The following is a 22,903-nucleotide window of genomic DNA, read 5'->3' as shown; positions in this document are numbered from 1 at the left end:
TGTTCATATTTACAAGTAGTGGGGTTTTGAATTATGATAGGACGAATAGGTTAGTTGAAGGAGTGGCAAAATGAACAAATCCGTAACGCAAAAAATGGATGAAATGCTCGAAGTCTTTAACAGTCTTCCGAATTGTAAGATTGAAACGAATGCAGAAGGCAAGATCTTGATTGCCAGCAATAAACCGGTTCCCTGGAGTGGTTCTCTTGAAAAGCAGGACGCGGAATTGATGCATAAAATCGGGTCTATCACTCCCCATAAAGCGGCACTCGGTCTCTATATTGATTTCCCGCATAATCTTTTGGATGTTGATCAGGTCGAGGACATCATAAATCCGGAAGGCACATTGATGTATTACCCGCCAGGCTCCAAGGCTCCCACAGTGAAAAGCTGGTGGAGATTCCGTTCAGATGAAAAGTTCGACAGCATCCATTTGGTTCTGCGGAAGATCGAACTGGATATGTATGATTTTAAGCGAGAAGATTGGATTCAGTTGATGGAAGAGATCACGGGTGTTCATCAATAATTAATAACATAACTTCAAATAAGAAAAAAAGACCTGTCATCCGAAAGCGAATGGCAGGTCTTAAATTTTGCTTTAAATTCAGCTTCCCTAGGAGTGGCACAACTCACAAACAATTTAGATTGATGAATAATATAGAAACCCCATACAGAAACAGTGATTTTATAAGGTTATTAATGAGTGTTGTATAAATGGCAGTACATTGTCAAAATCGTGTAGAATTTTTTCTTTGTCTGGGAAGCGACATTACCATGTATATCTTGAAATGTGTTTGATACAGAGACGCTTTTTACTAGTCCAAACCTTTCAAGAAACAGAAGTCGCAGCAAAATCACAGACACTCATTATTTTTCTTTATTTAATATTATTTGTAAGCTATGCAACGCTAGTGACCAGCGATTTAACCTCACACAAAAACGACAGAAAAGGGGAGCATCTGCATCCCTTTTCTGTCGTTTCACCTGTACCATTGATTCTAAGTTATTTTAGGGACCATCTTCTTCGTTGACTTCATACATTACACTTGAGGCCTACGCGAGGTAGGTCATGGACTTAACTTTCCGATACTTTTGGCTGAGTAACGTGTTTTAATTTCGACACTTGGAACTTATACGCTATCATTAGCAAAATAAACCAAACAGGCGTTACGAACAAGGCAACACGCGTATCTTCCGCAAGTGCAAGAACAACAAGAACGAACGCTAGGAAAAGTAGGATTGCATAGTTGGCAATCGGGTAAAGCGGCATTTTAAATTTGCTTGCTTTCGCTAGCGCTGGTCTTGTTTTACGATATTTCATATGGCAGATAACCGTAATTCCCCAAATGAAGATGAAACATACTGTTGAAATACTTGTAATTAGCGTAAATACGCCTTCTGGCATTACATAGTTCAAAATAACAGCAATTAGAATAACGATACTTGAGAAGTACAATGCACCGGCAGGTACTTTACGTTTATTCAGTTTTGCTAAACGTTCAGGTGCAGATTTGTCTTTAGCAAGGGAGTACATCATTCTGCTTGTACTAAACATCGCACTATTACATGCCGAAGCAGCGGATGTTAGGACGATAAAATTGACGATACCCGCAGCTGCAATGATGCCAACCCCTGCGAAAACTTGAACGAATGGGCTTTCCGTAGGCTTGACTGCAGTCCACGGATAAATACTCATAATGATAATCAGGGCACCAATATAGAAGATAATAATCCGAATAGGGATATTATTGATGGCTTTTGGAATAACCTTTTCCGGATCCTTTGTTTCGCCCGCCATCAGGCCAACAAGTTCAATCCCAACAAACGCAAATACAACCATCTGGAAGGAGAGAATGAATCCACTGATGCCATTCGGGAACATCCCACCGTGGCTCCATAGATTTGTGAAACTAGATGGACCTTCACTCGTTGAAAATCCTTTAAGAATCATTACCGATCCAATTACGATTAATCCTAGAATCGCAACGACTTTAATCAATGCGAACCAGAACTCCATTTCACCAAAAAGCTTTACAGTTGCAAGGTTCATAGCTAACAAAACGATTAGCGCAATTAACCCCGGCACCCACTGTGGAATTGCAGGGAACCAATACTGGGCATAGAGACCAACAGCTGTTATATCGGCCATTGCGATTGAAATCCAGCAAAACCAGTAGGTCCAGCCAGTCATGAAAGCTGCCATATTGCCTAAATAATCTTGTACAAAGTCCACAAACGTATTATATTTCAAATTGGATAAGAGTAGTTCTCCAAGTGAGCGCATAATCAAAAAGCAAATAATACCTGTAATCATATAAGCAAATAAAATGGAAGGTCCTGCTAGATGAATAGACTTTCCTGCTCCTAGAAATAATCCGGTTCCGATTGCCCCCCCAATTGCAATAAGTTGTACGTGTCTATTTTTTAGACCTCTTTCCAATTGTTGTTCCTCCATAAAATGTTTCACTCCTTCATTTCCAGGTTAGTCATAACGAGTCTTCTGATCATACTTTCACACTTCTGTCATTTCATAATAAAGCGTTTACATTTTTAATAATTGTAAATACATAATAGACCGCCGATTAACAATACTAATTGGATAAGTAGATTTTCTCATAGACGATGGTGATGTACCCTCCTATTTATAATTCACCACATTTCACCACAAATAAAAGGACAGAGCAAATATAGGTGTTCACCTATACTTCCTCTGTCCTTTTACCTGAGAGTGTAACTCCTTTGGTGGCACATGGCGCTCTCCAGAGACGCGTCCTATTATGGTCCTTTTACCTGAGAGATTGATTCCTGTTTTTCGGAACTTGCTCCTTCGGTGCTAAACAAACCGTTTAGTCTCTCCCATAATATTCATCCGCTACTATTCGATTAATTAATATAATAAACAACAGAAAAGTAAAAGTCTAGTCAATATTCCGAATTTAGTTATTATTCCACCTCATACACACCTATTGAAATATTAAAATGTAAAATTCAACCATACAACATTAAAATTTACCTATGCATTACACGGAATTATGAGATAATAGGACTTAGACTACTTAATGTATGGTTGTACACAAAAAATTATAAAGCGAGGGATCGATATGACACAAAACAATCTTAAACTCGTATTACCGGAGGGTTTACATGTTAAAAGAAGAGAACGATGACTTAATTGTTGACTTCGAACTTGAGGCATTTGCATGTCCGAGTCATGATGCTGCGTTATTATTTGCAAATCGACTTCCCCACCTAACCGCGCTAGAGCTGTTAATGATTCAAAACGGATATGATTTTGAATTAAGGACAGGGGATCCTCGTATTCTCCAGTAATCGGTACCCACTAGCGTTGCATAGCTGTAAAAATACTTACAAATGATAGTATTAGACCTTTAAAGTGTTTGAAAAATGCAAAAAGAGAGCTCCGTCTGTGAAATAATAACTGACGACTAAACCAGTTTTTATCACACAGAAAGGAGACTCCCTATGGGAAGCATAGACCAAAACTTAGTCTTTCGTCAATATTTATCATTGCTGCCGGTTACTAAATTGGCGTGTCCATTGATGAACTACGACGAAAAAAAGTTAACGGATTTTGCCTTGGTAAAAGCATTTATAATAGGCAGCTTATGCGAATGGGACGGCCATCGAGAAATTGCTGAAAATATTCGTTCCAATAAATCATTACAACGGGAATTGGAACTAAATTCTATTAGCTATTCACAAATTAGTCGTCGACTTATTGATATAAATACAGAGCATCTAGTGGATTTACTCGGCCAGCTAACTAAGCGCTACTGGAATTTACAAAGACATGCCGTTGGCATAAATACAAATGTAGGCATCATTCGTATTATCGATGGTACCTATGTTAAGTTGCCCGATAGCGCCTCCAATTGGACGGCTATATCTAAGGTTTCAAGCGGTATAAAATTGCATATTAGAATTGTAGTCGCCTCATCTGATAGTGTGTTTCCTGAAAAAATGATTGCTTCAACTGAAAGTCAATCATATATTTAGCCAGTCTCCCAAAGGTATCTGGAACCAGATGTACATTACATTAATAGCCTTTGCTTTGATTGAAATTATGCGTTTAATTCACCAACCTAAAAAATCAGCTTGGGAATTTCTACGACAAATGCGAGTCTATTTATTCAGACCCATCAGCAAGCTATTAGCAAGTTTTAATCGTAGGTTAAAGAAGAGTAAAGGCAGACAAAAACTTCCGGAGTGCATTCCAATTCTAATGGATTACGGAGAAAATGTAGCATTCGTCTCACCTATTACTAAAGAGCACTTTACAAATAAAGAGAAGAAAATTTAAAAATTAAAATTCCTATTTTGGTGGAGTGTTTTCTCTTTTGTTTTTGCATTGTATTATTTTTCTTTATTTAATATTATTTGTAAGCTATGCAACGCTAGTGTTCAATTAAAGCGACTACTCGATGTTCGTCGTTTTTAAAGCATGATAGAAACTCGAGATCCCCAGTATACTTCTTTCCTTTTTCAAAGCCGTTCACTTCTTTGATTGCAAGCACCATCGAAATACACCTCATTCCATAGTGGTATGCTTTGAATATAACAGAACTTACGTTCGATTCCCAGTCAAAAGATCAAAAAATTATAATCTTTAGTTAATAAAGCGACAAAAGGATAATTTAAAATAGCTTACATACTTTTTTGCACGTTAAAACCAGCCCTTGCACAAGCAAATCGAAAAGCGCATACTTAATAGTCAAGAAAATTATTAGGAGTTCGGTATATATGGAAAACAATGCAACAACACTTAGCAAAATTACACCGCAATATGATCCGTGGGAAGCGTATATGGATATCCAGGAACACGGTAAACTGACCTTATCCAGCATCGAATTCACCACGACCTATTTATGCAATATGCGCTGTGAACATTGCGCTGTCGGCTATATGCTGGCGCATAAGGATCCGGATGCTTTGCCGATCGAGCTGCTCTTTGCGCGATTAGATGAAATCCCGCATTTACGGACGATCAGTTTGACGGGCGGAGAGCCGATGTTTTCGAAAAAATCGGTCGCCAATTATGTATTGCCGCTATTAAAATACGCCCATGCACGCGGCGTCCGCACCCAGATGAACTCGAATTTGACGATGCCGCTTGACCGCTATATGGAAATTGCGCCTTACTTGGATGTCCTGCACATTTCCCATAACTGGGGCACGATCGATGATTTTGTCGATGGCGGATTTGCCAATATGGAACGAAAACCTTCCAGAGAGCGGCGGGCTGAACAGTTCCAGCGCATGATTGACAACAGCCGTGCGCTGGCGGAAGCAGGCGTGATGGTGTCGGCAGAAACGATGCTGAACAAACGGACATTGCCTCATTTGAAGAGCATCCACAAGCAGATCATTGAAGAAATGAAATGCGCGCGCCACGAAGTGCATCCGATGTACCCAAGCGATTTCGCCAGCCAATTGGAAGTTTTATCGCTGGATGAAACGAGAAAAGCTATTCATGAATTATTGGATGCTCGCGATGACAATGTCTGGATGCTATTCGGTACATTGCCGTTTTATCCGTGTAGCCAAAACGAAGAAGATACCAAATTGCTGAACCGCATCCATGCCAGCAAAAACGTCACCGTCCGCAATGACCCGGATGGCCGCTCCCGGTTAAACGTCAATATTTTCACTGGCGAAGTCATCGTCACTGATTTTGGTGATACCCCGGCGATGGGCAATATCCAGACCGATTCGTTGCCGGCCATGCTTGACCGCTGGCTGGAACGGCCATTAGCCAAGACAATCGGCTGCCATTGCCCCGCAGCAAAATGCCTGGGGCCGAATTTGTTAGTGAAAGATGCCTATTACCCGGAAACCGATTTCACTGTCCAAAAATCGAGAATTACCGTTTAATTTTGAAAGCCCGATCTAGGGGAAAAATCCAACTAGATCGGGCCTTTTCATGTCTTCAACTCTGAATATCAAGTAATGATCTTCCTTGTTCACGCACATACGCATATACTTTCTCGTCATCTGTAATTTCAAACAGCAGCTCGGAAGGAATCTCTTTTGCAGCAAGCTTTTGCTGGCTTATCCTCATCGGTGTGACTTCTTTTAAACCTTCAAGGTTTCTGTATTTCAACGCTTTTACACCAAAGTTCAATTTCACTTTATAGTTTTCTTCAATCTTTTTCACTTTGCTTTCAATCACACTAATAATGTTATTGTTTTCAACCACCACTTCATCTAACGCTTGGGATTTTGAATTCGCTTCTTGATAATTTCTTACTGAAGTTAAATAAGGCTCGTAACATTCTTCGATGAACTTTATGTTCAACAACACCAATTCTTGTTTGTTGTTGAATGTATTAATCAGCCTCTTATAATCCTTTATTATTGCCGCTTCTCCCCAATTCCGAATCATTTCATGTTCCTTCAACTTATCAATATTTTCTCCTATGCCTTTAAGATCTTTATTTAAGACCTTTAAATCTTCAAGAGTAGCCGTATAGAAATCTTCTACTTTTTGATCTTCCACGCCACCAAGCAGGATGCCATTATTTCTGAAGCGTGTGATTACTTCTCTGAAATAGCTGAACCTGGATTCGATTTTCCCGGCAAAATCATTGTCCCTGTTTTGCAATAAAACAGCTAATTTTTCTTCAATCTTTTTTAACGAACTTTGGATTTCAATCAATTGCTGCTGCCCGACAACAGCGGTTAACAGACTGAAGCTCGCATGGGCAACCAGTTTCGGATCAACCTTTTTCAATAAAACAGCTTGTTCATAAATACCTTTCGTGCCGTCTTTTTTTACTGCTGGAAGATACCCTTTCCCGTTCACTCGTTCTATAAGCGTCATGTTTTTGTCCTTTAACCCTTTCACCACTTCAGGGCTGAATTTCACCTTATATTTTTTAGCATCTTCAATTACCAGTGACCCGGCATTAAGCGTTTCCCGAATATCGAATTTCAAAATTGCTGGGATTTCCATCTTTCTATATTGCCTTTCCACTATTTCTTCATCTTCAACTTCTGAAATGTGAGGCATAAAAGGAACATAAGGATCTTCTTCTACTTCCGGCTCACTATTTTTTATTTCCGGTTCGATTTCTGGACTTGATGATATTTCAGGCTCTGCAGGTGTTTCTTTTCTTCTATTAAAATAAAGGAAAAGGCCAACTATCAAAATTAATACTACTGCTGCTGCTATTGGAAGGATATTTTCCACATTATAAACCTCATTTCTAATCAATCTTATAAATTGGTCAAAATGACCGCTTAGTCTTCTTAATAAACATGTACCCGCAATCCGCATTATGAATCAATTCATTATGGAGATTTAGGATTACAGGGACTGCTATTTCCAAATATAAAAAGAAGCACCCAACAGATATTGGACGCTTCTTTCTTTATGATAGTTGCTTGGAATTGTGTCACGATTCTCCGATATTTTTCGCTTCTTCCGTATCGCGGACGTTCTTTTGGACCGTGACGACCGCGAACAAGCTCAGCACGAATGAGATGCCGTAAAAGCCTTTCTCGCTGAGCACAATACTGCCGGCGTTGAATAGGCCGATCGCCATTAAAGCAATCGCCGAAATTAGCGCAAACCAACTGATGCCGTAATACAGATTCGTGACCCGTATTCCTTCATCGCGGTCTCTGACGGCTTTTTGAAGTGATACGGCGGAGTAAAGTCCGAGAATCAGCAATACAATATAATACCCTTTTTCGTTCAACTCCATCGTCGCGTTGTACAACCCGATTAAATACGAAGACACCCCAATCACCAATGCACCCCAAGCCGCGCCTTTGAACGCGCCAGTCGGTTCACCAAGCCTGCGTTTTTCCGCCGGTTTCTTAGTGAACACCTCTTCTTCTCTTTCTCCCAACATACATTCAGCCCCTGTCATTTGATAATGCAGATTTTGCTTTCCCTTTTTGCCTTGCTTTCTCGATCCAGGAAACTATACGAATAAAAGCAGTGCCTGATTGCCGGCCTTCCTGCATCGCTAATACTATTTTATAAAATTCATTATTAGGATTATTCTACCATATGCAATTGGATTTAGAATGATGGTTTAAAGTAAAATTTTAAAAAGATAAATGCGGTTCTCCGTTTTCAATTTCCTGCAAAATTGAAAACCGCCGAATAAATTAATTTTCGCCAGCGGTTTTACAAATTTGCCATTTCACCCTTGTGTCTGGAACAATTATAAACATTTCTCAATGCCCATAAACATACACCAGCCATCCTCGAAACCGACTGATTTCAGTTAGGATGGCTGGTGGCTATGTAATTTTCGTGAATAGATGACATCTTTCGGTACACAGGGGCGCGATTTTAAGCTGGACAACTGCATACGAGGCGTTTCAGGAAGAATTGTTGCACTTAATTCGACAAACAACCATATCATAAAAACAGGAAAAAGCTCTGTAAATGCTTTTTCCTGTTTTTATGTTTACGGGCATATATTTCCTAGGACTAGGGAGTCCGACCTCACCAATTAACTTTTAGGTGTTATAAATTCTTCATCATTCCCAAGTTTATATTCAACTTTTAGGAGTTTCCCTTTAAATTCGAATTCACCTTGATCCGCATATTCTTGACTAACTGGATAGGCAGAATCTTTTCCGACATCCAGGCCTTCAAATGACATTTTGTAGGACTGTGTTTCTTCTAAATTGGTTTCCCCGACTTTTTTATCATCAATGTACAATGTACCTTTCCCCTCGTGTGAGCCTGTCTTATCGAATTTGTAAGTCACTACGGACTCACCGACTGGTACATCAATATTAGAAGTAATTTTATATTCTCTACCGCCTAATATATATTCATACAACAATTTATTATTTTTAATATAAATTGCATAACCGGCTTCAATGCCGCCATGTGCTAAAAGAACACCATCTTCTTCGCTGTTATTACGTTCAATTGGAATATTTATTTCATAGGAACGGTTAATGATTGGTGCGGCTGCCGAGTCTGTTAACCTGCTCATTCCTCTATAATACGTAAAATGATTTTTTGCTCTCAACGTATCATCTGGAATAGATAAAAATCCTTCTATAAAGATATCAGTAAGCGGTAGTGCTCCATACTTTTCCGCTTCATCCAACCACAGTTTTTGTAATTCTTCCAATTTATCGGTATTTTCTTTTGCAATATCCACCGTTTCAGAAAAATCCTCCTCAACATTATACAAAGACCATTGATCCTCTTCGAAGGCTTCCCCTTTTGTATGATTTGCTACCGCTTTCCATCCATCATGATAGATAGCCCTTTGTCCTGACACTTCAAAATACTGTGTTTCTCTCCCTTTAGCTTTAGGGTTTGTAAATGTCTCTTTAAAACTTTCTCCGGAATATTCCATTTGTTTCACTCCATTTATTTCTTCTGGAGGTGTGATTCCTATTATGTCAAATACAGTTGGTGTAATATCATTTACGTTAACGTATTGTGATCTGATGGAACCTGGATCTTTTATTAACTTCGGATGATGGATAATTAATGGCGAATGGGTTCCTCCCTCGAAAGCAGTGTTTTTATAGCTTCTAAAAGGTGTGTTACTCACTTGCGCCCATCCTCTAGGATAGTCCATTCCTGTTTGGTCATTGCCAAAATTTTCGTAATGTTTGTCTACTTCTTCAATTGTTTCACCCTCGCCGTTAAAGGCTAAAGTTCTACTCGACGAACCGTTAGCTCCTCCCCCTCCACTGGCTCCATTGTCCGATATTAATACAATCATAGTATCTTCCAGCTGATCGAGGCGACGTAGATTGTCTACTAATTTCCCGATTTGTTCATCAGTATGTGTTAAGAAACCAGCATACGTTTGTTGAAATCTGATGTAGTTCTTTTTCTCTACTTCGGTTAATTCATCCCAATGTTTTATGTCTTCATTGCTAGGCGATAATTTTGTATCTTTCGGAATAATACCCAACTCTTTTTGTTTCTCGAAACGTTCTTCCCTAACTTCATCCCAACCCTTGTCATATACACCTTCATACATATCTATATACTTTTCCGGTACTTGATGCGGAGAATGCTGCGCACCGAAAGTCAGATACAAGAAAAAGTTTTCGTCTGGATGAATACTTGTATGATTGGTGATGTATCTATTCGAATTCTCAACGATTGCTTCTGAAAAATGATACTCCTCGTCATTAGGAGAAGGTATCTGGGTGTTATCAATCGTTAAATCTGGTCTATATTGGTCTGATGAATCCTCTATAAAGCCATAATATTGGTCAAATCCTTTTTGGAGTGGCCAATTATCATAAGGACCCGCAGGGGTTGTTTGATCGGTTGGAGCCAAATGCCATTTTCCGGCTGCATAAGTATTGTAATCATTTTCCCTTAACACTTCAGCAATCGTTCCGGCTTCAGGTTTAATCGCTCCCCGCTTATTCGGAAATTCCGGTCCCATGTCGAAATTGGTAACTGTCCCAACACCAACTTCATGTGAATTCCTTCCTGTCAGTAATGATGCTCTTGTCGGTGAACAAAGTGGTGTTACATGGGCATTATTATACCTTAGTCCATTTTCGGCTAGCTCATCCATAACCGGAGTTTTTATTTCGGACCCATAACTTCCCAGATCTGAAAAACCTGTATCATCCAGCACAATGTAAATGACGTTTGTATCAGGCTCTATTGCAGATTCTCTTTTTGTGCTTTCAACCTTTTCCCCCGATGAACAACCGCTTAATACAGATGCCGAAGCTAGTAGAGCTACTGTACCAAACACACTTAACTTATTAATATAGTTAGAAAAAATCCTCTTATTTCCCATATGTCTTCCCCCATCTTCCTCACAATAATTGTATTGCTTTTACGGATTCATTCGTTTTTCTTTCACTGCCCTATCCATTAACCTCTATTGATCACCTAGCTAGTTTTGGAACATCTTTACTAAACTATTCAACTAAATCAAGAAGAAAGGAACATATTGGTACCCCAAATAAGTAAAATTTCTTTTTAATCCCGCTAATAGTTTTCTTAGACATCAGCAACGCAGCGAAACCCAATATTGCCTGTTGAACTATCTGGCGTATTCGAAGTTCGTGCCGCGACACGATAGCGATTACAATAAGATTGATGACATAAATAGGATCCGCCGCGCATGATTCGCATGTCGCCTGTTTTAGGCCCTTTTGGGTTTACACCACCGCCCCGGCTTTGAATGTTTATGCTAAACCAGTCTGAACACCACTCCCAAACATTTCCGGAAATGTTATATAAGCCATATCCATTTGTTGGAAAAGACTTAGCCGGTGCTGTGCCAGCATAACCATCCTCCTTATTGTTTACTTTCGGGAAACTCCCCTGCCAAATATTACATTGGTGAATTCCACCAGGCGTCAACTCATCACCCCATGGATACTTTTTTTGTTCTAATCCCCCGCGAGCAGCAAATTCCCACTCTGCTTCGGTGGGTAACCGTTTACCAGACCATTTACAGTACGCTTGCGCATCATTCCATGAAATATGTATTACCGGGTGGTCCAAGCGATCATCTATAGTGGAATCAGGACCTTCGGGATTTTTCCAACAAGCACCCTCTACAACCATCCACCATGGTGTTTGTTGTACTCTCTGCGTCACTTTTTTATCAGTTTCTGAACTCAAAAACTGATAAAAAACAAATGAATTTCCAAATTTCTCGGCTTCTGTAATATATCCTGTTGCAGTTACGAAAGATTTGAAGTCAGCATTTGTTACAGTACATTCATCCATATAAAAGGGACTAACCGTTACCTTTCGAATGGGACCCTCTCCGTCTAAAGGAAAGCCCTCTTTGTCATTTGTTCCCATGAGAAAACTTCCTCCAGGTATATAAACCATATTCTCCCTTGAAAATTTCTTTCCGATTAACTTCGGGTCCAATTTAACATCCTTTTCCAGTTTCCAATCATCAATGTTCCTCATTTTCAAACGACTTGCAGCACAACAATGCGAATTTTCTTTTTGTTCCATTACCTACGCCTCCCAACCTAAAAATCCGTGATCCCAAAAAAATCTACTGTAAATTAATTTTCATTTTTTATAAATATAAAGGGCTTACATTTAATAATATTCAGATTTGTACGAATATCGTACAATATTACTTTATTCGTACAATTTATTATAACAAAGGCGATAAGTAAGTCAATGTAAGTAATAAATAGAATTGTCTAGCTATTGTGATGATTATTCGCAATAATCTGAGCTAGTTTGATTTAATCCATTTAATTGATGAGAAAACCGAGTAAAGTGTCCTTTCTTAGCGAAGGACCAGAACTCTTTTCGTGAAGTTCTTCACTAGGCTTTTTTCTCCATGCTTTGCTACACTGATGGATGGAACTGATTGATTATAGAGGAGCTGTTCATATGCAAAACTTAACAGGAAAAAATGCGTTGATTACAGGAGCGGGGAAAGGCATCGGCCGGGCGACCGCCCTCGCTTTTGCAGCGGAAGGCATAAACGTAGGACTTGTTGGACGTACTGCAGCCAATCTGGAGAACGTGGCAGCGGAACTGGAACAATACGGAGTGAAAACAGTATTTGCTGTGGCTGACGTCGCTGACATGAAAGCCGTCAATGCAGCAGTCGAACATATAACGGAAGAGCTGGGGTCGATTGATATTTTGATCAACAATGCCGGCATCGGCAAATTCGGCAAATTCCTTGAGTTGTCGCCTGACGAGTGGAAAGGCATCATTGATACGAACTTGATGGGCGTGTATTATGTGACGCGTGCTGTATTGCCACAGATGATTGAACGCGAATCTGGCGACATCATCAATATTTCGTCAACGGCCGGACAAAAAGGTGCGCCGGTGACAAGCGCCTACAGTGCTTCGAAATTCGGTGTCTTGGGACTGACGGAATCGTTAATGCTGGAAGTCAGAAAACACAATATCCGTGTCAGTGCCTTGACACCAAGCACAGTTGCTACTGATCTGGCATTCTCGGAAAACCTGACAGACGGCAATCCGGACAAAGTCATGCAGCCGGAAGATTTGGCTGAAATGATGGTTGCCCAGCTGAAGCTGCACCCGCGTGTTCTCTTGAAATCGGCTGGACTTTGGTCGACTAATCCGTAAAAGGATAACGAACTCTATACATATAGAGATACAATGGCTTATCCTAATTCAATGAAATAACTAAATCCCATCCAAGCAGAAAATTTCTGCTTGAATGGGATTTTTTGATTGGCGTCTATTTATAGTGCTGTGGCTGCTTATCATTCATCCTTCAGTAATTTAATCAATCTTATAACTTCTTTATCATCACCTCCATCAATCGCTACGAGCTCTGTATTATCGATGATTTCTGTGTAGAACTCTTCACCCGCCGGATACTCGCCGTCCCAGCGCAGCGGTACGTTGTACACATTAATGGTCCCGTCCCCGTTTCCGCTATACGTTAAAGACCCATCCACTAAGCGGGAACCCGCCAGCTGGATGACGTCTTCCGGATAAGTCCCGCTCGTTTCATCATTCGGGTTGAGCGGTGTATCAGCCGATATGCGTTCCACATACAAGCCGTCGATATCCTGGTTTGGACCAAGCTGCAGCCAAACTCTGGCGTATTCGATTTGCTCGCTGGAATATTGGGATAAAGCATCTTCGTTTTGCTGATTGCCTGCATCTGGAGTGGTGCTATCCGCATCAGTCTTAACAGTTTCTTCTGAAGAGACTTCGTTTTCCTTATTCATATCCGCTTCCTCTCCCTCACCTTTTGATGTATTTTCATCGGTTTCGCGTGTGTCTTTTTCTGCTGATTCATTTACAGAGCTTTCTTCTGAAGCACCTGTTGCAGCTTCTTCATCCGTGTTTCCGACACAACCCGCCAGCAGCAATAACACAGCACTGAAGTAAAATATCTTTGCGACTGTCTTCATTTGTCCCACCTTTCTTTCCTTATTGTTGAACTGATGAAGTTATTAACAAATTTCTTTATTAATTTTAGCTTTCAAAATAAAAGATATAGCCACAAATTCTATATGTGAGATCAGTATTCCTCCTTAAAGATTACGAATCGTTAATAAAAAAGATCAGACAGAATCCATCTCCCTAATCTTTTTTCTTTTATATAAACTGTCTCCGCAGCTTCTGCTGTTTTGTTCAATTAGGATAATCGGTCCTTCAATAATTAATTGCCGGCTGCCTGGATGCCGCTCCAACCGCTTACTTCGCACTGACCTTCCGTATTCCGGCCCGCAGCAACTACCGTGCCATTGGATTTAAGGCAAAGCGTATGAGCGCTTCCTGCTGAAATGGCCACGATGTTTCGCCAGCCGCTCACTTCGCATTGCCCTTCAGTGTTTCTGCCTATAGCCACTGCTGTGCCATCCGATTTCAAACCGACTGTATGATTGCTGCCCGCTGCTATCGCCACGATATTGCGCCAGCCGTTTACTTCACATTGATTATCCTTATTCAAACCGACAGCCACCATCGTACCGTCCGATTTTAATCCGGCGGTATGCAGGTACCCTGCGGCGACTTCCACGATATCGCGCCAATCATTCACATTGCCTTGGCCATATCGATTGTTTCCCGCATTTGTCATCGTACCGTCCGACTTCAGCCCGACGGTATGCCAGTCCCCCGCCGATACCGCTACGATGTCACGCCATTCATCCACATTACATTGGCCTTCATTGTTTCGGCCAGCAGCGACTGCCGTGCCATCCATTCTGATTCCAACGGTACGGCGCCAGCCTGCTGCGATCGCCGCTATATCGCGCCAGTCGTTCACTTCGCATTGGCCGTACTTGTTCCAGCCTATAGCCGCAACTGTGCCGTCGGATTTCAGCCCAACCGTATGGGAACTCCCTATATGGGCGCTGCCCGCGGCTACCGCTGTCATATCGCACCAGCCGCTCATATCGCATTGGCCATATTTGTTGTCGCCTGCCGCAACTACCATACCGTCCGTTTTGAGCCCGACGCTATGGCGATACCCCGCCGCTATGGCAGCTTTGGGCCATCGTTTGATCATCCATGTTCCCCCTCCTTAAAATCGAACTTCACATCAGCTTGTTGTATTGAAGAATTTTATACAGCCACCTTCCACAATAAAGGCAGCCGTTTGGATTTATGTTTCTCATTAGTTATCCATAATCTAACACAGCTATCAGCATAAAATATACAGCTATTCATTCGATGTGATTGCTTAAATGAATTAGGCAGAATCAATTAATCTTCCTTGCTTCTCGCCCACTTTTTTGAAACATTTGGAAGCTTGTTGCGTAGTACTGATAAGGATGGTGATCGATATGAGCAATCTGTTGCTGTGGCCGATGTTCATGATGGTGTTTTATTTCGTGTTATTTGCAGTGGTGATTTATTTGATTGTAAAAGCATTCAGCTTGGCTAAAGAACGGAATGCTCTTTTGAAGGACATTGTGGAAGAACTGCGGAAACGGTAGGAGTTTTAGAAAGGGGTGCGGTTGGGATGGGGCTGTTTCGGTTGTTGTTTATGGAAAAGAAATGCCTGGTTCACTCAGCTTTCGGCAATGAGCCTTATTTTAAGGCGGCCAATCAATTAAGCGAACATGGCATTTCCTATGACGTCGTGCGGAAGTCAAATTACAGCGTCTTTGGCGGCGGTCAAGAAGGCGCCATGCCTTTCGCCAGGACTACTTCAGAAATCACCAATACGCAATACGACTTCTATGTGAAAAAGGAAGATGAGCACCGGGCGGATCAGGCTTTGCGTCATTGAGCCTGCCCGGTGCTTATATTCGATAAGGATTGCCTTTCGGTAAAAACACAGCTTTTGCCTAACTTGGTCCAGGAAATAAAATAAATTTCCGATTTGGCAGCACCCCGCAAAAAAACAGTACCAGCGTTTGCGCGGTACTGTTTCACTGTATTCTTTATGACCAATTATCCCTGCACTTCTTCAGGCAGTCTGATTGGAGTTGGCCCTTGCAGTTTGTTCGGACGGACAGCTGCCCAAACGAGGCCGCCAAAGATAAGGATGACTAAGCCGCTGCTTTGGAAAGCTAATTGAAAGCCCATGGAAACACTTGAAGCATTTTCGACTAAAAGCCCGGTTATGTATGGTCCAACGATTCCGCCAAGCGAAGTGACAGCCATGAACCAGCCTTGGATTTTGCCTTGATGTTCTTTAGAAACCAGATTCACCAAGATGACCGGACCCAGTACCAATGTGATACACCCCAGCGCTAAGCCGAGAGACAATAAAGCAATGGCAATGAAATTGCTTTGGGCCATTGCGCCGAAGAAGTAGCTGAGCGCTCCTGCTACCATCACTGGTCCCAACACAAAGATTCGCCCTTTGACAATGTCCTGGGTTTTCCGGTAGAGGCGATCGGAAAGCGTGGAAAAGAAAAGCTGGGTCAACGTAATGAGAACCCAAGGCAATGCGACCACAATCGTCAAGACTTCAGATTCAAGCCGCCGCACATTTTCCAAGTAATTAGGAAGCCAGTTAAGGCCGATCGTAAACGACCAGTAAGTAGCAAATCCACACAGCGCAATCAAGATGAAGTTCTTGGATTTAAGCACAGAAGAAAACTTCGTTTCAGGCCGGCTGTCTGTAGCTGCTGTCTTGCGGGCTGCAGGCTCAGCCATTTTTTCGTCTTTGCTTTTGACAATCCCGAGCCAAAAGAAAATCCATACAATGCCGATGATGCCTGTAGCGATAAAGGCAGAACGCCAGCCATAATTCAAGATCAGGTGTACGAGCATAGGCGCGGAAATGGCTACGCCGAGCGGCCCGCCGATTGATACTAATGTCATTCCGATGCCGAGCTTCTCTTTAGGCAGCCATTTGGAGGCAGCTGTCATCGCCAGTGAATAAGATGGTCCTTCTCCGGCACCTAGAATGATCCGGGTAGCAAGCAGAAAAGCGAAACTGTTCACAAAGATGGTGGAAAACTGGACAATCGACCAGAGGGCCACCATTCCTGCCATCACCGCTCTGACGCCTATGCGGTCTGCGAGGACGCCGCCTAGAATTGCTGAAATAGAATACAATAGAAAGAAAACACCGCCGACCATTCCCCACTGGGCAGCCGTCAACCCCAATTCTTCCATGAGCGGTACAGATGCAAAGCCTATAATCGCTTTATCGGCGTTGCTGATGACCGTCACCACAAATAGCAGCGCAATTACCAGCCAGGCCTTTTTGGATATACCTGCGTTGTTCAAATTGTTATGCTTCATAGATTTTCCTCGCTTTTCATTTTATTTCATAAATAAAATTTCGAATCCGGTTCAGAAAAATCATATATTCCCCGCATTTTTGTATGCGCTTGCAGTTATCGCAAACTTGAATTTCATTCTTTTTACGGTCAGCAGGGATAAAAATCCCCACTGGCCGCAGATTCCTTCTCAGTTAAAAGAAACTTCCACTTTGCCCAGCTGGGTGAATTCAGCTGTAAACCGATCTCCCGGTTCCGCGGCGACTGCAGCTGACAGTGCCCCGGACAAGATGACTTCTCCTGCTTCGAGTTCCTCGCCGAATTCATACAATTTGTTCGCGAGCCATGCGACACAAGTCGCAGGATGCCCTAAAACGTCTTTGCCATAGCCGGTATTGACATGTTCACCGTTTTTATACAGTTTCATTTCTATTCCTGCCAGGTCCATATCCGTCGGCGAGAATTTTTCCTTGCCTAGAACAAAAAGCCCACAGGAAGCATTGTCTGCGATGGTATCCGGCAGCTTGATTTTCCAATCGGTGATCCGGCTGTCGACAATTTCAAGGGAAGGCATAATATAGTCGGTCGCTTCCATTACTTCTTCCGCTGTAACGGAAGGGCCTTTCAGTCCCTTTTTAAGCACAAACACAATTTCCCCTTCCACTTTGGGCTGAAAAAGAGTGGAAGATGATACGGTTTCTGCATTTTCCACTTCCATGCTCGCCAGCAGATGGCCATAGTCCGGCTGGTCAACGCCTAACAGCTCCTGCATGGCAACAGAAGTCAATCCGATTTTTTTACCGGCAATCCGGTCCCCTGCTTCAATTTTCTGCTGGATGCCTTTTAATTGGATTTCGTAGGCTTCATCTATTGTCAGGTTTTCGTAAGTATCCGTCAGCGCAGCCACAGATTTCTTTTCTGCTTCCGCTGCCATCAGCTGCTCGCTTGCTGCAATCACCCTGGATGTCAATTGCTTGCTCAATATAAAGTCCCCTTTCTGCTTAACCAAATAAAGAAGGGGAACATCCCCTTCTTTATTCAATTTATACGATTATTTCATTTGCTTACCTTACTTTTGCCATGAGAAAATCTGTTAAAGTTTCATTGAAGGCTTCAACTTGTTCCCACTGTGGCCAATGCCCTGCATCGGTGATGACGGTCAGTTCACTGCCCGGAATCATTTCCTGGATTGGCTTGGCCGCTTCCACTTTAGAAGTCGGGTCATGGTCCGTCCACGCCAAAAGTGTAGGTACATCGATCTTCCCGCACCAGGAAGGATCCCATGCATACTTTTGTCTGAATTCCAGATCTTGAAGAGCGACAATATTATAAACCGCTTTCTGATAAGCTGGCTGTGTATAGATTTTGTAGCGGGCTTCGATCAACTCATCTGTTACTTGGCTCTTATCGTACATTAGCCATTCAAGGCGTGTTTTTACATTTTCATAATTGGCTTCTATAACCGCTTTGATGGTAGATTCTTTCAATGCTTTCATGATTTCCGGGTTATTGTTGACATTTCCCGGAGTATTTAGGACAAGCGCCTTGGCGATTCCTGGATGGTGTGCTGCAAACCACGCTGCAACCCAGCCGCCCAATGATTCACCCGAAAGTAAAACTTCCGATAAATCGAGAGCCTTGATCACGTCCAGAAGATGGTCGCTGTAAGCATCGATGCCATAAGCATATTCCGGCTTATCTGTGTAGCCATGTCCCAGCATATCGATGCAGATCACCCGGAATTTCTCGCTCAACCCTTTGATATTCCTCGCGTACGCTTCAATATGTCCACCTGTCCCGTGAAGCAGAATTAACGGTTCACCTGTGCCGGCTTCTAAAACCCTTGTTTTGATGCCGCCCGCATCTAAATAGTAAAGGCTATATTCCACATCTTGTAAATCAGTCCACATTGACATTTAATCTCTCCCTTTCTCGTTTAGCGTTGCTTATTTTTGAACAGGTGTCTTGAGCCATTCTTTATTGACCGGTGTGGTTTTGAAGAAGCTATCCGGTACACTTGGTCCCCACCATAAGCGCCCTTTTTTATCGTATTGTTCTTTTGTCCAGCCGATTGGCGGAAGGTCGGTATCCCGGTTGTAGTCGCCGGAATAGATTTCAAGGCGATGGCCGTCTGGATCTGTAATATATAAGAAGAAGGCGTTTGTTGCCCCGTGTCTGCCCGGTCCGTAATCGATATTGTCTCTATAGCCCGCATCCGCCAATAAATCAGCAGTTCTGATTACGCCTGCAACGCCGTCTACGATATATGCAAAATGATGAAGCGCCGCTTCTTCCTGTTTCACAAGTGCCACATCGTGTGTGGAAGTTTTGGCTCTTGTCCATGCCGCAAAAGTTTCTTCCCCGTCCTGGACGTATTCAGAAATGCTGAAACCGATTGCTTGCCAATATTCCAAGGCTTTATCGACGTCTTTGACGCGCAAATTCATATGATCGATGCAAATTGGCGGAATTCCGTTCTGAAGATGTGATTTCCGCATCGGAAGTGCATCTACACCGCCATTCTGACCGCCGACTTCAATTTGTTCCATTGAATGGTAAAACTCTACCGGATGGCCGTTCGGCTCTGCCACTCTCAATACAGGGCCTTGGCCAGGATGCGTGCCTTTCGGCAAGTATTGCGTTTCGATGCCCATTTCTTCGTGCTTCTTTTGCAGCACTTCCAAATATTCCGGGCTTGAAACTCTTAAGCTGAAACTGCCCAATGCTGCCGTCTCTTTTTCTGTCAAAATCAAGGAATATTTATCGAATTCATCTGCAGCTCTTAAGTATAAATTCGTTTCTGTTCTTTCCACTTCGGTAAATCCGAGTACATCTACATAAAATTCTTTGGATTTGTCTAAATTGGTTACAAAAAGTTCTACTTGCCCTAAGCGCAAAATCATCTTTATCACTCCTGAATTAGTGTTTTTTATTGTTTCGCCCAATCAATAGACCGGTTCAAACATTCACCGCTGCATTTTCCACAATCCGGTTATGCCAGGTAACCGTGAGCGGACCTTCCACAAAGTCTTTTAGCAAGTTGCCGCAGGACAAGGACAGCCCGCCTGCCTGTTCCATGACGCTCAGTTCGGCAAAGGCCGAGCCCCATTCATTTTTCAGCGTGACTGCATATCTTCCGGGCGCAGGCAGCAGGTAATCGGGATCGGTTTCAAGACAAGTCCCGTTCCACTGGCATTTCACTTCATAAGCTTGGCCCAGCAGATGCGGGAGTTCCTCTACATTGCCGCAGAAGAGCTTTTCCCGGATACAGGTCGAGCCAATTTTTTCATTGCGGTAAGTGACTTTGGCCACTTTTGTCGTTTCGACTCTTCCAGCTGAATCGCTTTTTAAGCGGTCCATATTGCCGGCGCCTTTGGAGCCATATGAAAAATCGAATCCTGCGACTGCATGTACGACCTCTAAATCAATCAAATATTTGCCGACGAATTGTTCAGGCAGCAAGCCCGCGAATTCTTTGTCAAATTCAACGATCAAAAATGTATCGACCCCCAGCTTCCGAAGTCTTTCTTCTTTTTCAGAAAGCGGCATCAAATAATGGACCTGCTCTTTTCCATTTGATAAAACCGTCTTGGGATGCGGGAAAAAGCTCATGACCGTCAAAGGCAACCCTTTTTCTTCGGCTATCGAGCGAGCTGTCTCAATCACTTTGCAATGTCCGCGATGAAGGCCATCAAAATACCCGAGTGCCATAACATTCGAACTTGCTCTTTTCTGCCAGCCAGACAAATTTTCTTTGTTCAGGTAAATCGTTTTCATGTAGCCTCAGTCTCCTTTCACACATTTACAGAGGGGCAGGCTGTTTTTCAGTCAATGTCCGGTAGCCGGAATAGAAGACAAGCGGTTCTGCTTCGTCTTCCAGATGGATATCTGTCACTTTGCCGATGAACAAACTGTGGTCGCCTTCAATATGTTCATGTGAAACTTCACAAACCACTTGTGCCAGAGCACCTGGAATGACCGGCTGGTTATCCAAGTAGCCAAAAACGACTTCGCTATGTTCTTTCAGTTGGCCGGCAAAAATCATGGAAAGTTCTTCCTGGTCAGCTGCCAGAATATTGACCGAATACTTTTGGCTTTCTCTGATTTTTTCAAGGATTTTCGCGTTTTCTTTTATTGAAATCACAACGAGCTTCGGATCAAGCGAAACCGACATAAAAGCATTTGCTGTCATGCCATGCACGCCTTCCTGATTTTCCGTGGCGATGACCGTTACGCCTGTCGCAAATTTTCCCATTGCCTTTCTGAACTTCATATCGTCCATTGTGTATTCCTCCTCTGGTTTGCTTTAACATCACTGATTTTTCGTTCCTTATTGCCTGTTTGGTGAACTTATCCTCTGACGCCGCTTTCAAAGCCGAATAGATCCTGACCGTAAGCTGCTACTGAATCTTCGTATAAGGAAGTTTTATGCGTCGCCACGGACAAAATGTCCCTAATGAACAATTCAATCGGGCCGTTTTTGTAAAGTGCTCCACCGCCTAATGTCAGTAAGGCTCTTAAGGCTATTTCTGTACAGATTTTAATGATTTTCGTCCGTAAGGCAAAGAATTCCGAGTTTGGAGTTGTGGCACCATTTTTTTCATAGTCCACCAGCAAGTCGATGTATTTATCCATCAATGCCTCGGCTGTGTGGAATTCTGTCGTGATTTCAGCCAACACTCGCTGGCTTCTCGGGGATTCACTTTCTCTGACGCCATCCATCAAGCGGATCCGTTTTTCAGTCATTTGTTTAAATTCTGCAATTACCCGTTCAGCACCACCGATCGCTATACTTGGAAAGCCTACATAGAAAGTTGGATAGAATGGCACACCGTAAAATGGATAGTCTTTGTCGTAATCTTCTTCGGGAGGCTTTCTCGTAGCTTCTGCAGGATCGGGACGAAGGATCCGTTCCATCGGCACATAAACATTTTCTGCAATAACTTGGTTGCTCCCACTGCCGCGAAGGCCGAACGTGTCCCAGTTTTCTACAATTTCCACTTCAGATGTTTTAAGAATCGGCAGGCAAACTTCAGGTTTTTCCTTATCGGGAAATTGGATTTTCACGCCAACTCCAACCCATTCACTGTGCAGGATTCCACTGACAAAGTTCCATTTCCCACTGATCCGATAGCCATCGCCATCTTTTACTGCTGTTCCCATAGCTGCGAATATATCGCTGATCAATCCTTCGCTGTTGATGATTTCATCTCTGCCTGCCTTTGGAAGATAAGCCGGCAGCATATTATGGAGCGGGTAAAGGTAAGTTAACCATGCTGCTGAAATATTGTAATTCGCTACCTTTCGGACAATGGCGGCGAATTCTTTTATGCTGACTTGAGGACCGCCATATTCTTTCGGGAGCATTATCCGTGAAATTTCCGTTTCTTTCATCAAATTAACGACATTATCCGAAACGCTCGAGTTTTCTTCGGCTTGTTGTGCTTCTTGTTCGGCCAACTTCCCGATTTGTTCTGCACCTAGCAGCAACTCCTCCAGAACTGGACTTTCTTGTTTCAAGATTTGGGTACTCATATGACCGCTCCTTCCTTAATCTGTGTTTAACTTCTGATGATCCCTGAAAACCGGCCTCTAGAAATGTTGTGAAAACTTTTTTGTTAGCGTTTTCATAACTTGTTTCTAAGTCTAAATTAATCAGATTATTTAAACTAGAGCAAATCTTGTCTATGTTTATTCAATTACACCAGCAACTTTTGTCCCTTGGCAGATTGGGTGAAGTTCATTTACTCGCTTT

At 42.5% G+C, this 22,903-nt stretch carries 21 protein-coding genes and 1 riboswitch; of the genes, 7 read left to right on the top strand and 14 right to left on the bottom strand.

The features are described from left to right. Window positions 1-70: 70 nt before the first annotated feature. Window positions 71-526 (top strand): hypothetical protein, encoded by a 456-nt coding sequence (locus QWY16_RS03670; RefSeq protein ID WP_300991508.1) that lies wholly within the window; start codon window positions 71-73, stop codon window positions 524-526. A 549-nt stretch (window positions 527-1,075) separates the two neighbouring features. Here the strand turns inward: QWY16_RS03670 and QWY16_RS03665 are convergent. After that, on the bottom strand, window positions 1,076-2,455 hold the full coding sequence (locus QWY16_RS03665) for an amino acid permease (RefSeq protein ID WP_300991507.1): 1,380 nt from the start codon (window positions 2,453-2,455) through the stop codon (window positions 1,076-1,078). Between the two features lie 313 nt (window positions 2,456-2,768). Then, window positions 2,769-2,869: riboswitch (glycine riboswitch) on the bottom strand. Between the two features lie 275 nt (window positions 2,870-3,144). Here QWY16_RS03665 and QWY16_RS03660 point away from each other — a divergent pair. From QWY16_RS03660 to yfkAB, 3 genes are all read left to right on the top strand, one after another. Beyond that, entirely contained in the window at window positions 3,145-3,330 is a 186-nt protein-coding gene (locus tag QWY16_RS03660) for a hypothetical protein (RefSeq protein ID WP_300991506.1), read from the top strand. A gap of 153 nt (window positions 3,331-3,483) precedes the next feature. After that, on the top strand, window positions 3,484-4,017 hold the full coding sequence (locus QWY16_RS03655; protein ID WP_300991505.1) for a hypothetical protein: 534 nt from the start codon (window positions 3,484-3,486) through the stop codon (window positions 4,015-4,017). Between the two features lie 744 nt (window positions 4,018-4,761). Then, window positions 4,762-5,892: a radical SAM/CxCxxxxC motif protein YfkAB gene (gene yfkAB, locus QWY16_RS03650; RefSeq protein ID WP_300991504.1), complete on the top strand. Its 1,131-nt coding sequence runs from the start codon at window positions 4,762-4,764 to the stop codon at window positions 5,890-5,892. 55 nt (window positions 5,893-5,947) lie between these two features. Here yfkAB and QWY16_RS03645 read toward each other — a convergent pair whose 3' ends face one another. The 4 genes from QWY16_RS03645 to QWY16_RS03630 all read right to left on the bottom strand — a co-directional run bounded on the left by QWY16_RS03645 (window position 5,948) and on the right by QWY16_RS03630 (window position 11,962). Beyond that, window positions 5,948-7,210, bottom strand: a complete 1,263-nt coding sequence (locus QWY16_RS03645; protein ID WP_300991503.1) for a DUF1572 domain-containing protein — start codon at window positions 7,208-7,210, stop codon at window positions 5,948-5,950. A gap of 205 nt (window positions 7,211-7,415) precedes the next feature. Further along, window positions 7,416-7,877, bottom strand: coding sequence for an inner membrane protein YiaA (gene yiaA, locus QWY16_RS03640; RefSeq protein WP_300991502.1), 462 nt, complete (start codon window positions 7,875-7,877; stop codon window positions 7,416-7,418). A 612-nt stretch (window positions 7,878-8,489) separates the two neighbouring features. Next, window positions 8,490-10,778 (bottom strand): arylsulfatase, encoded by a 2,289-nt coding sequence (locus QWY16_RS03635; protein ID WP_300991501.1) that lies wholly within the window; start codon window positions 10,776-10,778, stop codon window positions 8,490-8,492. A 206-nt stretch (window positions 10,779-10,984) separates the two neighbouring features. Beyond that, window positions 10,985-11,962, bottom strand: a complete 978-nt coding sequence (locus QWY16_RS03630) for a formylglycine-generating enzyme family protein (protein ID WP_300991500.1) — start codon at window positions 11,960-11,962, stop codon at window positions 10,985-10,987. Window positions 11,963-12,355: 393 nt separating this feature from the next. On the opposite strand from QWY16_RS03630, the gene QWY16_RS03625 reads away from it, so the two are divergent. Then, on the top strand, window positions 12,356-13,072 hold the full coding sequence (locus tag QWY16_RS03625; RefSeq protein ID WP_300991499.1) for a 3-ketoacyl-ACP reductase: 717 nt from the start codon (window positions 12,356-12,358) through the stop codon (window positions 13,070-13,072). Window positions 13,073-13,212: 140 nt separating this feature from the next. On the opposite strand, the gene QWY16_RS03620 is transcribed toward QWY16_RS03625, so the two are convergent. Next, window positions 13,213-13,872 carry a YdeJ family lipoprotein gene (locus QWY16_RS03620; protein WP_300991498.1) on the bottom strand — a complete coding sequence of 220 codons (660 nt, stop codon included), beginning with the start codon at window positions 13,870-13,872 and terminating at the stop codon, window positions 13,213-13,215. A gap of 251 nt (window positions 13,873-14,123) precedes the next feature. Further along, window positions 14,124-14,975 carry an RCC1 domain-containing protein gene (locus QWY16_RS03615; protein WP_300991497.1) on the bottom strand — a complete coding sequence of 284 codons (852 nt, stop codon included), beginning with the start codon at window positions 14,973-14,975 and terminating at the stop codon, window positions 14,124-14,126. A gap of 277 nt (window positions 14,976-15,252) precedes the next feature. Between QWY16_RS03615 and QWY16_RS03610 the strand changes: the two genes are divergently transcribed. Then, on the top strand, window positions 15,253-15,405 hold the full coding sequence (locus QWY16_RS03610) for a hypothetical protein (RefSeq protein WP_300991496.1): 153 nt from the start codon (window positions 15,253-15,255) through the stop codon (window positions 15,403-15,405). Between the two features lie 26 nt (window positions 15,406-15,431). Next, window positions 15,432-15,701, top strand: a complete 270-nt coding sequence (locus QWY16_RS03605; protein WP_300991495.1) for a hypothetical protein — start codon at window positions 15,432-15,434, stop codon at window positions 15,699-15,701. A gap of 164 nt (window positions 15,702-15,865) precedes the next feature. Here QWY16_RS03605 and QWY16_RS03600 read toward each other — a convergent pair whose 3' ends face one another. The 7 genes from QWY16_RS03600 to QWY16_RS03570 all read right to left on the bottom strand — a co-directional run bounded on the left by QWY16_RS03600 (window position 15,866) and on the right by QWY16_RS03570 (window position 22,683). After that, window positions 15,866-17,170, bottom strand: a complete 1,305-nt coding sequence (locus QWY16_RS03600) for an MFS transporter (protein ID WP_300991494.1) — start codon at window positions 17,168-17,170, stop codon at window positions 15,866-15,868. Window positions 17,171-17,338: 168 nt separating this feature from the next. Continuing rightward, the gene (locus tag QWY16_RS03595; RefSeq protein WP_300993259.1) at window positions 17,339-18,082 is read right to left on the bottom strand and encodes a 2-keto-4-pentenoate hydratase; all 744 of its coding nucleotides are present in this window, start codon (window positions 18,080-18,082) and stop codon (window positions 17,339-17,341) included. 130 nt (window positions 18,083-18,212) lie between these two features. After that, window positions 18,213-19,064, bottom strand: a complete 852-nt coding sequence (locus tag QWY16_RS03590; RefSeq protein ID WP_300991493.1) for an alpha/beta fold hydrolase — start codon at window positions 19,062-19,064, stop codon at window positions 18,213-18,215. 30 nt (window positions 19,065-19,094) lie between these two features. Beyond that, complete coding sequence (gene hpaD, locus QWY16_RS03585) at window positions 19,095-20,051, bottom strand: 3,4-dihydroxyphenylacetate 2,3-dioxygenase (RefSeq protein ID WP_300991492.1); 957 nt, start codon at window positions 20,049-20,051, stop codon at window positions 19,095-19,097. 55 nt (window positions 20,052-20,106) lie between these two features. Next, entirely contained in the window at window positions 20,107-20,925 is an 819-nt protein-coding gene (locus QWY16_RS03580) for an FAD synthetase family protein (RefSeq protein WP_300991491.1), read from the bottom strand. Between the two features lie 25 nt (window positions 20,926-20,950). Further along, window positions 20,951-21,430, bottom strand: coding sequence for a flavin reductase family protein (locus QWY16_RS03575; RefSeq protein WP_300991490.1), 480 nt, complete (start codon window positions 21,428-21,430; stop codon window positions 20,951-20,953). A gap of 68 nt (window positions 21,431-21,498) precedes the next feature. After that, window positions 21,499-22,683 carry an acyl-CoA dehydrogenase family protein gene (locus QWY16_RS03570; RefSeq protein ID WP_300991489.1) on the bottom strand — a complete coding sequence of 395 codons (1,185 nt, stop codon included), beginning with the start codon at window positions 22,681-22,683 and terminating at the stop codon, window positions 21,499-21,501. Window positions 22,684-22,903 lie beyond the last annotated feature (220 nt).

This window comes from Planococcus shenhongbingii (assembly GCF_030413635.1).
Lineage (GTDB): Bacteria > Bacillota > Bacilli > Bacillales_A > Planococcaceae > Planococcus > Planococcus shenhongbingii.
The sequence above is the reverse complement of the archived record's forward strand: the minus strand, read 5'-3'. Positions and strand labels throughout refer to the sequence as shown.

Coding starts and splice junctions, on each gene's coding strand:
- QWY16_RS03670 (WP_300991508.1), top strand. CDS start 71: ATGAACAAATCCGTAACGCAAAAAATGGATGAAATGCTCGAAGTCTTT.
- QWY16_RS03665 (WP_300991507.1), bottom strand. CDS start 2,455: ATGGAGGAACAACAATTGGAAAGAGGTCTAAAAAATAGACACGTACAA.
- QWY16_RS03660 (WP_300991506.1), top strand. CDS start 3,145: ATGTTAAAAGAAGAGAACGATGACTTAATTGTTGACTTCGAACTTGAG.
- QWY16_RS03655 (WP_300991505.1), top strand. CDS start 3,484: ATGGGAAGCATAGACCAAAACTTAGTCTTTCGTCAATATTTATCATTG.
- yfkAB (WP_300991504.1), top strand. CDS start 4,762: ATGGAAAACAATGCAACAACACTTAGCAAAATTACACCGCAATATGAT.
- yiaA (WP_300991502.1), bottom strand. CDS start 7,877: ATGTTGGGAGAAAGAGAAGAAGAGGTGTTCACTAAGAAACCGGCGGAA.
- QWY16_RS03635 (WP_300991501.1), bottom strand. CDS start 10,778: ATGGGAAATAAGAGGATTTTTTCTAACTATATTAATAAGTTAAGTGTG.
- QWY16_RS03630 (WP_300991500.1), bottom strand. CDS start 11,962: ATGGAACAAAAAGAAAATTCGCATTGTTGTGCTGCAAGTCGTTTGAAA.
- QWY16_RS03625 (WP_300991499.1), top strand. CDS start 12,356: ATGCAAAACTTAACAGGAAAAAATGCGTTGATTACAGGAGCGGGGAAA.
- QWY16_RS03620 (WP_300991498.1), bottom strand. CDS start 13,872: ATGAAGACAGTCGCAAAGATATTTTACTTCAGTGCTGTGTTATTGCTG.
- QWY16_RS03615 (WP_300991497.1), bottom strand. CDS start 14,975: ATGATCAAACGATGGCCCAAAGCTGCCATAGCGGCGGGGTATCGCCAT.
- QWY16_RS03610 (WP_300991496.1), top strand. CDS start 15,253: ATGAGCAATCTGTTGCTGTGGCCGATGTTCATGATGGTGTTTTATTTC.
- QWY16_RS03605 (WP_300991495.1), top strand. CDS start 15,432: ATGGGGCTGTTTCGGTTGTTGTTTATGGAAAAGAAATGCCTGGTTCAC.
- QWY16_RS03600 (WP_300991494.1), bottom strand. CDS start 17,170: ATGAAGCATAACAATTTGAACAACGCAGGTATATCCAAAAAGGCCTGG.
- QWY16_RS03595 (WP_300993259.1), bottom strand. CDS start 18,082: ATGGCAGCGGAAGCAGAAAAGAAATCTGTGGCTGCGCTGACGGATACT.
- QWY16_RS03590 (WP_300991493.1), bottom strand. CDS start 19,064: ATGTCAATGTGGACTGATTTACAAGATGTGGAATATAGCCTTTACTAT.
- hpaD (WP_300991492.1), bottom strand. CDS start 20,051: ATGATTTTGCGCTTAGGGCAAGTAGAACTTTTTGTAACCAATTTAGAC.
- QWY16_RS03580 (WP_300991491.1), bottom strand. CDS start 20,925: ATGAAAACGATTTACCTGAACAAAGAAAATTTGTCTGGCTGGCAGAAA.
- QWY16_RS03575 (WP_300991490.1), bottom strand. CDS start 21,430: ATGGACGATATGAAGTTCAGAAAGGCAATGGGAAAATTTGCGACAGGC.
- QWY16_RS03570 (WP_300991489.1), bottom strand. CDS start 22,683: ATGAGTACCCAAATCTTGAAACAAGAAAGTCCAGTTCTGGAGGAGTTG.